Source organism: Frankia torreyi, assembly GCF_000948395.1.
Lineage (GTDB): Bacteria > Actinomycetota > Actinomycetes > Frankiales > Frankiaceae > Frankia > Frankia torreyi.
Genome location: NZ_JYFN01000017.1, coordinates 58749 through 72547, shown reverse-complemented (window position 1 = coordinate 72547; position 13799 = coordinate 58749). Strand labels below are relative to the sequence as shown.

2 protein-coding genes and 1 pseudogene are annotated in these 13799 nt (G+C 73.3%); all 3 read right to left on the bottom strand.

The window, feature by feature from the left end:
• Nucleotides 1-3: 3 nt before the first annotated feature.
• Nucleotides 4-461: pseudogene (locus FF36_RS40795) on the bottom strand (hypothetical protein); the annotation flags it as partial.
• A 1-nt stretch (nucleotide 462) separates the two neighbouring features.
• A partial coding sequence (locus FF36_RS12825) for a non-ribosomal peptide synthetase (protein ID WP_206778455.1) occupies nucleotides 463-7914 on the bottom strand: 7452 nt, incomplete at its 3' end.
• Complete coding sequence (locus tag FF36_RS12820; RefSeq protein WP_052681085.1) at nucleotides 7911-13799, bottom strand: type I polyketide synthase; 5889 nt, start codon at nucleotides 13797-13799, stop codon at nucleotides 7911-7913. The genes FF36_RS12825 and FF36_RS12820, both read right to left, overlap by 4 nt.

Sequence of the window (13799 nt, the reverse complement as noted above, 5' to 3'; positions counted from 1 at the left end):
CGGTCAGACCGTCTCACCGGCCGGGGCGCCCGGGCGGTCCCGGTGAGCGGTGAGCACGGTCGCCCGGAGCAGGTCGCGCAGCTCCCCGACCTCGCGTTCCGGGTCATCCACCACCAGCCCGAGCAGCGGCGCCCATCGGTCCATGAGCACCGCCATCGCCACGGGATCGATGTGCTCGGACGAGTACAGCCACATGCCGCGCAGTTCGTCGCCGTCCTCGCGCATGATCAGCGTCAGGTCGACCGCGGAGGGCTCCATGGTGATGATGACCTCGGAGAAGACGTAGTCGTCGCCGATGTTCAGCTCCAGCGGCGAGGCCGCCAGACCGTGCAGGTCCAGGGCCGGCACCTCGGCGTTGAGCAGGTTGAACGCGATCGCGAACGGGCTGCGGGCGGCGTCGGTGACCTCGTCGAGAGACCAGACCGGGACGTCCTGATGCCCATAGCCGCCGAGCGTCTCGTNGCGGACCTGGCGGACCAGGTCCCGGAACGTGGGGGCGCCGGACAGGTCCGTCCGCACCAGCAGATGGTTGACAAAGAAACCCATCATCTGCTCGGTCTCCGGCCGGTCGCGCCCGGCCACCGGGAAGGCCACGACGATGTCGTCGCTGTCGGCATAGGCGGCCAGCAGCAGGTGGAAGGCCGCCATCAGCACCATGAACAGGCTCGCCTCCTCGGCCTGGGCGAGCTCGGCCAGGCCCCTGGCCGCCGCGGCGTCGAGCACGAAGCCCCGGGTGTGGCCGGAGGTCGCGGCGATCCGCTGGTGGTCCGGCACGGTCAGGTCCAGCGGGGCCGGAAGGCCGGCCAGGCGCCGCCGCCAGTAGCCGATGTGGTCGTCGAGCGCGCCGTCGGCCAGCCGCCGCCGCTGCCAGGCGGCGTAGTCCAGGTACTGCACCTCGATCTCGGGCAGCCGGGACGGCCGGCCGAGCGTGTGCGCCTCGTACAGCTCGCACAGCTCGCGGACCAGCACGCCGTAGGCCCAGTTGTCGGTGACCAGATGGTGGATCACGAAGATCAGCACGCTCTCGTCCGCGGTCAGCCGCACCAGAGCGCCGCGTAGCAGCGGCTCGTCCCCGATCCTGAAGGCGCGGCGCTCCTCGGTCCCGATCAGCCGGCGCAGTTCCTCGAAGCGGGCGGTCTCGTCGTGGTCCCGCAGATCGACGACGGTCAGCGGCCACCCGCCGGTGGGCCTGGCCGTCTGGTACCAGCCGGCCGGGCCGTCGACGACCCGGATCCGCAGCGCCTCGTGCCGCAGCACGATGTCGTCCAGGCTGCGACGCAGCGCCCTGTCGTCGAGTTCGCCCCTGAGCGTCACGGCGGTCAGGACGTTGTGGTACGGATCGTCCGCGGCCACCGGGTGGTTCGCGCACAGCCATTCCTGGGCGAAGGAGAGCGGGACGGCACCGCCGCGGTCGGCGAGCGGCGCGATGGCCTCCATGGCGGGCGCGTGGACCTCCCGCGCCTCGGTCCGCGCGGCCAGCCGGGCGACGGTCGGGTTGTCGAACAGGTCTCGGATCGGCAGGTGGATCCCGTGCACCGAGCGAAGCTGGGACACCAGCCGGGTCGCCAGCAGGGAGTTGCCGCCGAGTTCGAAGAAGTCGTCGTGGACGCCGACCCGGGCAAGGCCGAGGATCTCGGCGAACGCCGCGCACAGCAGTTCCTCGGCGGGGGTGGCCGGGTCGCGCGACTCGGTCGTGGCCGTGCCGTAGTCGGGGGCGGGCAGCGCGGACCGGTCCAGTTTCTCGTTGGGGGTCAGCGGCAGCTCGCCGAGGAGCACGACGGCGGCCGGGACCATGTACTGCGGCAGCCGTTCGGCGAGGAAGTCCCGCAGCTCGGCCGGGTCGACGCCGCCCCGCACCGACTCCGCGGGCACCACGTACCCCACCAGCCGCCTGTCCCCGGGACGGTCCTCGCGGACGACCACGGCGGCCTGTCCCACCGCCGGGTGGGCGGCGAGAACCGCCTCGATCTCGCCCGGCTCGATCCGGAAACCCCGGATCTTCACCTGGTCGTCGGTGCGGCCGACGAACTCCAGTACTCCTTCGGAGGTCCAACGGACCAGATCGCCGGTGCGGTACAACCGGGCGCCCGCCTCGCCGTAGGGATCGGCCAGAAAGCGCTCCCTGGTCAGCTCCGGACGCTCCAGATACCCCTGCGCGACGCCTGCTCCCCCGATGAACAGCTCGCCGGGGACGCCGGGAGGAACCGGCTTCAGCCCGCCGTCAAGCACATACACCCGAGTGTTGTCCATGGGCCGGCCGATCGGCACGGTCGAGTGCACCGGTCCGCGGGTGGGGTGGCAGGTGGCGAAGGTCGTGGTCTCGGTCGGGCCGTAGACGTGCACGAACCTCGTATCCGGGCAGGTCCGCAGGGCCCGCTCGAACGCGGCGGGCGAGACGGCCTCGCCGCCGGTCCACACCTGGCGCAGCCCGGCGAGGGCGCGGGGGCGCTGCTCGACGACGAGGTTGAACAGCGCGGTGGTCAGGAACGCCGCGGTGACGCCGTGCTCGCGGACCGTCTGCTCCAGCGTCTCCGGGTCGAGCGCACCGGGTGGCGCCACAACCACCCGGCCGCCGGACAGCAGCGGAACCCACAGTTCGTAGGTCGAGGCGTCGAACGCCGACGGCGAGTGCATCAGCACCCGCGTGTGGTCGCCCTGCCGCCATCTCCGGTCCTGGGCGAGCGCGACCACGTTACGATGTGTGACCACCACGCCCTTCGGGGTGCCGGTCGACCCGGACGTGTACATCACATAGACCGGCTGGTCCGGGTCCGGGTCCGGGTCCGGGTCCGAGGCCGGATCCGGATCCGGATGTGGATGTGGATGTGGATCCGTGGCGGGCGGTCCGGCCGCGGCGACGGCGCCCTCGTCGACGGACTCGTCCGCGAGACCGTCCACCGTGATGACGTGGACGTCCTCGTCCACCGGAGGTCTGCGGGCCGAACCGTCCACCAGCAGCACCGAGGCCCGCGTCTCCGCCATGATCATCTGTATTCGGGACGGCGGGTACCTGTCGTCCAGCGGCACGTACACGCCGCCGGCCTTGACGACGGCCAGGACGGACACGACCAGGTCGACCGAGCGTCCCTGCAGGATCGCCACCCGGCTCCCGGCGCGCACCCCGAGTTCCGCCAGCCGCCCGGCCAGCCGGCCGGCCACCGCATCGAGTCGCGCGTAGGTCAGCGTGGTGTCGGCGCCGCGGACCGCGACGCCCCGCGGATCGCGTGCCACCTGGGCCTCGAACAGCTCCCGCAGGGTGGCCCGCGGCAACGGCTGGGCGGTGTCGTTCCACCCGGTCAGCAGCCGGTGCCGCTCGTCCCGGCCGAGCAGGTCGATCCCGGTGATCGGCAGGTCGGGGTCGGCGGTCACCGCCCGCAGAAGCCGGCGCAGCCGGTCCAGCAGGGACTCGACGGTGGTGGGGTCGAAGACATCGGTGTTGAACTCGACCGTGCCGTCGATCCCGCCGTCCCGCGGCCGCTCGGCCAGCGTGAACGCCAGGTCCATCCGGGCGGTGCCGGTGGCCGCGGGCATCGGCTGCACCCGCAGCCCCGGCAGGTCGAGCGCGGCGTCCGGGGTGTTCTGCCAGGCGATCATGACCTGGACGAGCGGGTGGTGCGCCAGGGAGCGGGTGGGGTTGACCGCGTCGACGAGGTACTCGAAGGGGACGTCCTGGTTGGCGTAGGCGTCCAGGCCGGTCTCCCGCACCCGGGCGAGCAGGTCGCGGAAGGTCGGGGCGTCGGCGAGGTCCACCCGCAGGACCAGGGTGTTGACGAAGAAGCCGACGAGGTCCTCGGCAGCGGAGTCGGTGCGCCCGGCGATGGCGGCGCCGATCGGGATGTCCTCGCCGGCGCCCATCCGGCCGAGCAGCGCGGCCAGCGCCGCGTTGACGACCATGAACGTGCTGGACCCACCGGACCGGGCGAGGCTCGTCAGGCCGGCGTGCAGATCGGTGTCCCATTCGAAGGCGAGGGTCCGTCCGCGCAGGGAGGCCTGCGGCGGATGCGGGCGGTCGGTGGGCAGGGCGATCCGCTCCGGCAGCCCCTCCAGCGCCTTGCGCCAGTAGCCGAGCTGGTCGGCCCACCGGCTGCCGGGGCCGTCCTGGTCACCGAGCAGGGCGTGCTGCCACAGCGTGTAGTCGGCGTACTGCACCGACAGCGGCGGCTGGGCCACGGCCCGGCCCTCCCGACGGGCGGCGTAGGCGACGGCCAGGTCACGGCCCAGCGGCGCCAGCGACCACGCGTCGGCCGCGATGTGGTGGACGACCAGCACCAGCACGTGCTCGTCGGGACCGAGCGCGAACAGCCGGGCGTGGATGGGCGCCTCGACGGCCAGGTCGAAGGCGTACCGGGCCGCGGCGCCGACCGCCGCCGCCAGGTCGGCCGCCCCGACGGCGGTCACCTCCAGGCGCGGGCGGCTCTGCTCGGGGCGCAGGATGCGCTGGTACGGCACCCCGTCGGTGTCCGGGAAGACGGTACGCAGCGTCTCGTGCCGGGCGACCACGTCCGCCAGCGCGGCACGCATCGCGTCGACGTCCAGCGGGCCGGTCAGTCGCAGCGCGATCGGAATGTTGTAGGTGGCCGAGGGCCCTTCCAGGTGGTGCAGGAACCACAGGCGGCGCTGGGCGAACGACAGCGGCAGGGGGTCCGGCCGGACCGCTGGACGCAGCGCCGGTCGAGCCGTCCCGGCGCGTCGCAGACACGGGGCCAGACGGGCCACGGTCGGATGCTGGAACAGGGTCCGCACCTGTAGTTCGGCCGCGAAGGCGGTGCGGATCTGGGCGATCAGGCGGGTGGCCAGCAGCGAGTGCCCGCCCAGCTCGAAGAAGTCGTTGTCGATCCCGACCTCGGGCAGGCCGAGCACCCCCGCGAACAGCGTGCACAGCCTCGCCTCGGCCTCGTCGCGGGGCGCGACGTAGTGCGCGCCCAGATCGGTGAGGCCGCCGTCGGGCACGGGCAGCGCCCCGCGGTCGATCTTGTTGTTCGGCGTCAGCGGCAGCGCATCGAGGAACACGAAGACGGACGGGATCATGTAGTCGGGCAGCGTCGCGCCCAGCGCGGCACGCAGCCCGGCAATGACGGCGGGCCGGTCCAGGGCGTCCGCCGTCGGCACGAGGTAGGCCACGAGACGCTGGTCCCCGGGAACATCCTGGCGGATCACCACCGCCGCCTGGCCGACCGCGGGCTGCCTGGCCAGCACGGACTCGATCTCGCCGAGCTCGATCCGGAAGCCCCGCAGCTTCACCTGGTGGTCCAGCCGGCCCAGGAACTCCAGCGAGCCGTCGGACAGCCGGCGGACCAGATCGCCGGTGCGGTACAGCCGGTCGCCCAGACCGGTCTCGAAGGGGTGCGCGACGAACTTCTCCGCGGTCAGCTCGGGCCGCCCCAGGTAGCCCCTGGCCAGACCCGCGCCGCCGATGCACAGCTCGCCGGGCACGCCGAGCGGGGCCGGCCGGTCCAGGTCGTCGAGCACGTGCAGCTCGGTGTTGGCGATCGGTTCGCCGAGCCTGACCGGTCCGGCGTCGATCCGCGCGACGGACGACCAGATGGTGGTCTCGGTCGGCCCGTACATGTTCCACAGGGTCACGCCCGTGGCCAGCAGCCGCTCGGCGAGCTCGGCGGGCAGCGCCTCCCCGCCCGTCAGGACCCGCATCCCGCCTCGGCCCGGCCAGCCGGCATCGAGCAGCATCCGCCACGTGGACGGTGTCGCCTGCATCATGGTGGCGCCGGAGGTCGCCAGCACCGCCGCCAGCCGTTCGCCGTCGGCGGCGACCTCACGGCTGGCCAGGACCACCCGGGCGCCCTCGACGAGCGGAAGCAGAATCTCCAGCATCGAGATGTCGAACGACAGGGTGGTGACGGCGAGCAGCACGTCGTCGGGCTCGATGCCCGGCCGCTCCTTCATTGCCCTCAGGAAGTTCGCGAGCGCCCCGTGCGGGATCTGCACACCCTTGGGACGCCCGGTCGAGCCCGACGTGTAGATGACGTAGGCGAGGTCCGCCGCGGCGACGGGCGCGTGCAGGGGGCCGTCCGACTCCGCGTCGAGCCCGGCCTCGTCCAGGCACAACACCTGCGCCTCGGCCGTCCCCAGTTCGTTCGCCTCGGCCAGCACGCGCCGCCGGGTCACCAGCACCGGCAGCCGGGAGTCCGCCACCATGAACGTCAGCCGGTCCGGCGGGAAGGTCAGGTCCAACGGCACATACGCGCCCCCGGCCTTCAGCACCGCGAGCATCGCCACGACCATTTCGGTCGAGCGCTCCAGGCAGATGCCGACCAGCGTGTCCCGACCGACGCCGAGCCGTTCGAGCCGGTGCGCGAGCCGGTTGGCGCGCCGGTCGAGCTCGCCGTAGGTCAGGACGCCGTCGTCGGCGCGCACCGCCTCGGCGTCCGGCGTCAGCGCGGCCTGGCGGGCGAACCGCTCGTGCGTAAGCAGCGGTTGCGGCCAGTCCCGGCGGGTGTCGTTCCATTCCAGCCGGAGCCGTCGCTCCTGCTCGGCGGTCAGCATCGCAACCCGCGCCACCGGCTCGTCGGGGTCGGCGACGAGCCGGGTCACCAGCAGTTCCAGCTGCTCCGACAGGCGCTGGACGGTGGCCGCGTCGAACAGGTCGCTGTTGTACTCGAGCCAGCCGCGAAGCCCATCCGGCCGGTCGAAGACCTCAAGCGTCAGGTCGAAGCGGGAGGTGACGGTCTCGATCTCGACCGGTTCCACCCGCAGCCCGATCCCGTCGAACTCGGGAAGAGGGATGTTCTGGAAGATGAACGAGACCTGGAAGACCGGGGAGCGCGACAGGTCCCGGCGCGGGTGCAGCTCCTCCACCAGCCGCTCGAACGGCAGCTCCTGGTGCGCGAAGCCGTCGAGGCAGGTCCGCCGGACCCGGGCCACCAGTTCCCGGAAGGTCGGCTCGCCCGACAGGTCGGTCCGCAGGGCGAGCATGTTGACGAACAACCCGATCAGCCGCTCGACCTCCGGCCGGACCCGGCCCGCCACCGGCACCCCGACGACGATGTCGTCCGTGCGGCTGTAGCGGTGCAGCAGCACCCCGAAGGCGGCGAGCAGGGTCATGAACGGGGTCGCACCGGCGCCGCGACTCAGCTCGCGTACGGCGTCCATGGTGTGCGCGGAGAGCCGGAACGGACGCGAGGCCCCGTGGACGCCCTGCACGGCCGGACGGGGACGGTCGGTCGGCAGTTCCAGCGCGGCCGGAGCGCCCTGCAGCGCCTGCGTCCAGTAGGCCAGGTCATCGGCGAGCGCACCGCCGTCGAGCCGCTCACGCTGCCACACCGCGTAGTCGGCGTACTGGACGGGCAGGTCGTCGGGCAGCGCGTTCGCGGCCTCGCCGCCGGCCTGGAAGGCCCCGTACAGCGCGACGAGCTCGGCGAAGGCGACGGAGGTCGACCACAGGTCGCCGACGATGTGATGCATGGTGAGCAGCAGGACATGCTCGTCGGAACGCAGCCGCAGGAACTTCACCCGTAGCAGCGGGCCGGTGCGCAGGTCGAAAGGGCGCGCGAACTCCGCGCGGGCGAGCCTGGTGATCTCGACGTCGCCCTGCGGCCCCGCCAGGTGCCCGCACTCGACGACGTCGAACTCGGGCTCGCCGGTCTCGGCGATCACCTGGACCGGTTCCCCGTCGACCTCCTCGAAGGTGGTGCGCAGCGACTCGTGCCGCCGCACGATCTCGGCGCAGGCCCGCCGCCACAGGTCCAGATCGATCGCACCGTGCAGCCGCAGCGCGCCGGGAATGTTGTAGGCCGCGTTGCCGGGTGTCAGCTGATCCAGGAACCACAGGCGCTGCTGGGCGAACGAGGCGGGGAACCGGCGCAGCGGCCGTTGCCGGCGCTTTCGGTCCTTGAGGCGCTCCGCCAGCAGCGCGCGCTTCTCGGCCGGTGACAGTCCGCCCAGGTCGATGGTGCTCATGCGGTGTCGCCCTGCCGTTTCGTCTCCGCGGCGAGAAGCGCGTGCAGTCGCGCTTCCACCTCCTCGTCGGACAGTCCGTCGATGTCGTCCAGACCGTCCAGACCGTCCGGGGCGCCCAGGTCGGTCGTCTCGCCGTCTTCGGGCAGATCGCGGCTGCGCGCGCGGATCCCCTCCTGCGCGGCGTCCTTCGCCGGCCCCGCCGCCGCGAGCGCGGCGACCGTGCCGGCGACCGTGGGCGTGTCGAAGAAGGTCCGCAGGTTCAGCTCGGTGCCGAACCGGCTCTGGATCTTCGCGCCGATCTGGACGGCGGCCAGGGAGTGGCCGCCGAGGGCGAAGAAGTCGTCGTGGACGCCGACCCGGTCGATGCCGAGCACCTCCTGCCAGATGCCGGCGACCGCCTCCTCCGGGCCCGTCACCGCAGCCACGTACGGCGTGTCCAGGTCGGGCCGCGGATGCGTCCCGCCGATCGGGACGAGCCGCTCCACCTCGCGGGCCAGCAGCGCGGGCGTGATCGACCGGGCCAGCCGTCGCAGGGACGCGGGATCGGTGTGGGCGACCACCAACTGCGCGGGCAGGGACGGCGCGGTCAGGATCCGGGCGAACGCGGCCACGGCGTCGGCCTCGCTCATGCCCTCGCCCAGCGCGCGCAGCGCGCCGGGGACGGCGTCCTCGCCCGCCGCGCCGCCGTCCTGCTCGGCCTCGTCCTGCTCGGCCTCGGCCTGCTCCACGGCGCGCTGGATCTGCCCGAGCAGGCCGTCGATGTCGTTGATCCGCTTGATGGTGAACTCGGTGATCCGGACGAGCGACCGGCCCTGCGGGTCGAGGATGTCGAAGTCGCAGGTCAGGGTCTCACCCGAGGCGTCCACCGCGTCCCTGCGCTCCACCAGGCAGTGGACGGTGCCGGTGAGGCCCGCCGAGACCCGCAGGCTGCGGTAGGTGAAGGGCAGGTAGAAGACGTCCCGCGCGTGGATGCGGGCGGAGGCGCCCGCGACGTCCAGCAGCGCCGGATGCAGGCCGTAGTCGTCGAGGTCGGGCAGGAACTCCTCGTCGAGGGCGAGCGTGACGAGCAGCCGGCCGTCGCCGACCAGGATCCTGCGCAGGCAGCGCCAGCGCGGGCCGAAGGCGAACTCGATCCGACCGCCCTTCTCGACCAGGTCCAGCTTGAACCGGCGCTTGATCTTCTCTTCGGTCTCGATCACCTCGGTGGCACCGAGATCCCGCACGATCGCGTCGAGGTCGCGCACGCGCGCCGCGTCCCGCGCCTGCTCACTGTCCGCGTCGTGGAAGGAGACCAGACCGCTCGCGTGCTCCTGCCAGGCCGGGCCGGTCCCGGTGTCGGCGAGGCTGCGCACGGTGAAACGCAGGCCGCCCTCGTGCGCGGAGACCGTCGTGTAGATCTCCCGGCGCCGCCCGTCCGGCACAATGATCGGCGTCAGGAACAGCACGTCGTGGAGCTCGATGATCCGGCCCCGCGCCTGCTCGGCCACGGCCGCCCGCACAAGCTCCAGATAGGTCGTCCCCGGAACGAGACCGTGCCCCATGATGCGGTGGTCGTCGAGGATCCAGCTGTCGGCCGTGCGCAGGACGGTCAGGTAGGTCCGCGCCTGGTCGGTCCTGCGCACCAGCCGCTGGAGCAGCGGGTGACCGGTCGGTTCCCCGGCCGGCCCGCCGCCGTCACCGCCGAACCGTGCGGCCAGGTCGGCGGCCATCCCGACCCCGCGCCAGGTGTCCCACCCGATGGACGTGAAGGGCGCCCCGGTCGTCTGCCGCTTCCACTCGGCGTACGCGTCCAGGAACGTGTTGGCCGCCGCGTAGTCGCTCTGTCCCGGACCGCCGAGCAGGCCGGTCAGCGACGAGCACAGCAGGACGAAGTCGCACTCGCCGGGGTGCTCCTGACGGCCGAGCACCTGTTCCAGGGCCTGGTCGAGCACCAGCGTGCCCCGGGTCTTGGCCGCCAGCACCGCGTCGGCGTCCTCCCGCGACTTACCCGCGATCATGCTCACGGACGGCCGGCCGGCCGCGTGGACGACCCCGTTCAGGGCGCCGAAGCCCGTGCGCAGGTCCCGCACCGCCCGGACGGTCTGCTCCAGGTCGGTCACATCCGCCTGCAGCACGCGCACGGTGGCGCCCAGCTCCTGCAGGCGGCGCAGCCGGCGGATGCGGACGCTGGTCGGATCCTGCTCGTCATGGGAGTCCAGCCAGGGGACCCACTGCTGCTGCGCGGGGAAGGACGACCGGCCGAGCAGCCCGAGCACGGGGCCGTCGACGGCGCCGGCGATGTGCTCGGCGAGCGCAAGGCCGACCCCACCCAGACCACCGGTGATCAGGTAGACGCCCCCGTCGCGCAGCCGCGCCGGACCGGAGCCGAGCCGGGCCGGGTCGAAGCCGCGGACCCACCAGTGCCGGCCGCGCAACGCCAGCTCGCCGACCGCCTCGTCGACCGCCTCGTCATCGTCGTCGGCGGCGGCGACCCTGCCGAGGAGCGTGCGCACCGCCAGCACCGCCTCCTGGCGCGGCGCCCGCGGGTCCACGCCCGTCACGTCCAGAGTGCGGCACGTCACGCCCGCGACCTCCTGCGGGATCACCGTGCAGAGCCCGAGCAGCGTCGCGTTCTCCGGCTGCAGGGCCTCCTCGCCGGTCACGCTGTGAACGCCGCGGCAGAGCACGTCGATCGCGATGGGGACCGCCGGGCGGGCGTCGTCGATCCCCTGCGCCAGCGCGAGCAGGCCGTCGAAGCCGAGGGCGCGCGCCGCGGCGAACCGGGCCGGGTCGGGCCGGGCGGCGTCCGGTCCGTCCAGGGGGTCGTGTCCGAGGCTCCACAGGTGCACGATGTGGACGGACTTCGGCTCGCGTTCCGCCGGGACCTCGGTCAGCGCCCGCAACAGCGCCCCGTGGTGGTCCCGGCGGGACGGGTCGAGCGACCACGACCCGCCGTCGCGTCGCGGTTCGGCGCCGGTGCCCGCACTCACCCGGACGACCGTCCGGCCCTCGGCCTCCAGCCGCTCGGCGAGTTCCCGCCCCAGCGCGAGATCGGCGCCCAGCACCAGCCACACCGCGGCATCGTCCTGACCGGCGGGCTCCGTCGGCGCGGGCAGTCGCCGCCAGCCGACGCCGGAGAACCCGGCACCGGAGAACCCGGCACCGGAGGACTCCACACCGGAGGATCGGCCGCCGGGCGCACGGGCCTGTCGCGTACCGGCTTCGATCCAGTAGCGCTGCCGCTGGAAGGCGTAGCCGGGCAGCGGCACGCGCCTGCGGTCCTCGCCCGCATAGTGGGCGGCCCAGTCGACCGGCACCCCCGTGCTCCACAGGGCGCCGAGTCCGTTGCGCAGGTGGTCGCGGTCGTCGCGCCGCTGCTTGGGATGCCGCAGCGAGCCGAGCACCGTCCGGCCGTCGTAGGCCCGGTGCCGGCGGACGAAGTCGCCGAGCGACTGCCCCGGCCCCACCTCCAGCATCACCATGGCGGGATCGGCGAGAAGCACGTCCAGGGCGTCGCCGAACCGCACCGCCTCGCGCAGGTGGGCGCCCCAGTACTCCGGGCTGGTCGCCTCCCGGTCGGTGATCCAGGTTCCGGTCACGTTCGAGCAGAAGGGGATCTGCGGGGCGCGCAGGCGGACCCGGCGGACCAGGTCCACGAACGGCGCGACCGCGTCGTCCATGCTCGGCGAGTGGAACGCGTGCGAGGTGCGCAGCCTGCGGCAGGCCACACCGTCGGCGGTCAGCTCCCGGTGGAGGTCGTCCACCGCCCCGGCGGGGCCGGACGCCACGCACAGCCCGGTCGAGTTGACCGCCGCCACGCACAGGTCGTCCCCGAGCCTGGCGGTGAGCTCGCGCTCGGGCAGGAACACCGCGAGCATGGCGCCGGCGGGCATCGCCTGGACCAGGCGGCCGCGCTCGGCGACCAGGCGGACGGCGTCCTCCAGCGAGAACACCCCCGCCAGGCAGGCCGCCGTGTACTCGCCGACGCTGTGCCCGACCATCGCCGCGGGCCGCACGCCCCAGGCGGTCCACAGCCGGGCCAGCGCGTACTCGACCGCGAACATGACCGGCTGGGTGATCGCGGTCTGCTCCAGCCGGCGCGCCGCAGCCTCCCGCGCGTCCGGCTCGTCGTCGGGGACGAACAGCAGGTCACGCAGGTCCGCTCCGAGGTGGCCGGTGAACAGCCGCGCGGTCCGGTCGAGCTCCGCCGCGAACAGCGGCTCGTGGCGGTACAGGTCGCGGGCCATGTCGACGTACTGCGCGCCCTGTCCGGGGAAGAGGAAGGCGACCGGGACCTCGGTTCCGTCGGCCGTGGCGGAGTCGGACCCGCCCGTGCGGTGCAGCCGGCGCAGTGAGGCGACGGCGTCGTCCACGTCCCGGCAGACCACGGCCTGGCGGCGTTCGAAGGCCCTGCGGTTCGCCAGGGTGAAGGCGACATCGCCGAGGTCGGCGTCCGGGTGCGCCGCGAGGTGGTCGGCCAGCCGCCCGGCGTTGGCCGCCAGTGCCGCCGGGGTTCTTCCGGAGATCGGCAGCAGGCGGACCGCCCGCGCCTGGCCAGGGTCGTGAGCCTCGGTCGCGGCGGCCGCACGGCCGGGGGCCTCCTCCAGCACGACGTGCACGTTGGTACCGCCGATGCCGAAGGCGCTGACCCCGGCCCGGCGCGGCGACGTCGCCCGCCGCGGCCACGGCCGCAGGCGCGTGTTGACGAAGAACGGGCTCTTGTCGAGCTCGAGCCCGGGGCTCGGGGCGGTGCAGCCGAGCGTCGCCGGGATGGCCTCGTTGCGCAGCGCGAGAGTGGCCTTGATCAGGGCGGTGACGCCGGCGGCGGCGTCGAGGTGACCGACGTTGCTCTTGACCGATCCGATCGCGCAGAAGCCGGTGTCCTGCGTGTGCTCGCGAAAGGCCCGGGTCAGCGCGGCGATCTCGATGGGGTCGCCGAGCGCCGTGCCGGTGCCGTGGGTCTCGACGTACTCGATGGTGGCGGGATCGACGTCGGCCACGGCCAGCGCCTCCGCGATGACCTCGGTCTGGCCGTCGACGCTGGGGGCGGTGTAGCCGGCCTTGAGCGACCCGTCGTTGTTGACCGCCGTGCCGCGAATGACCGCCCGCACGTCGTCGCCGTTCTCGACGGCCTCGCTGAGCCTGCGCAGCACGACGATGCCCACGCCGTTGCCCGGCACGGTGCCGCCCGCGCCCTCGTCGAACGCGCGGCAGTGCCCGTCCGGCGAGAGGATCCCGCCCGGCTCGTACACGTACCCGCCGCGCAGCGGGACACCGACCGACACGCCGCCGGCGAGGGCGAGGTCGCATTCGCCGTTGAGCAGGCTCTGGCAGGCGAGGTGCACCGCCGTCAGCGAGGTGGAGCAGGCCGTCTGGACGGTGATGCCGGGGCCGCGCAGGTCGAGCTTGTAGGACGTCCGGGTGGCGAGGAAGTCCTTGTCGCTGGCGAGCAGGGTCTGGTAGGCGGCGCTGGACTCCACCGCCCGCGGGTCGGCCATCACGTTGAACAGCAGATAGGAGTTGAGGCTGGCGCCGGCGAACACGCCGATCCGCCCACCGAAGGCGCGGGGGTCGCCGACCGCCGATTCCACCGCCTGCCACGCGCATTCGAGGAACACCCGGTGCTGCGGGTCCAGCAGCTGCGCCTCCCGGGGGGAGAAACCGAAGAAGCCCGCGTCGAACAGGTCCGCGTCCTCCAGCACTCCCTTGGCCCTGACGTAGTTGGGCAGTTCCAGCAGGGCGGGATCGACGCCCGAGGCGAGCAGCTCCTCGTCGGACAGGACGGCGATGCTCTCCCGACCCTGCGTGAGGTTGGTCCAGAAGGCGTCGACGTCGGGGGCCGCGGGGAAGCGCCCGGCCATCCCGACGATCGCGACCTGTTCCAGGTCCTGGGCTGCGTCTGACAC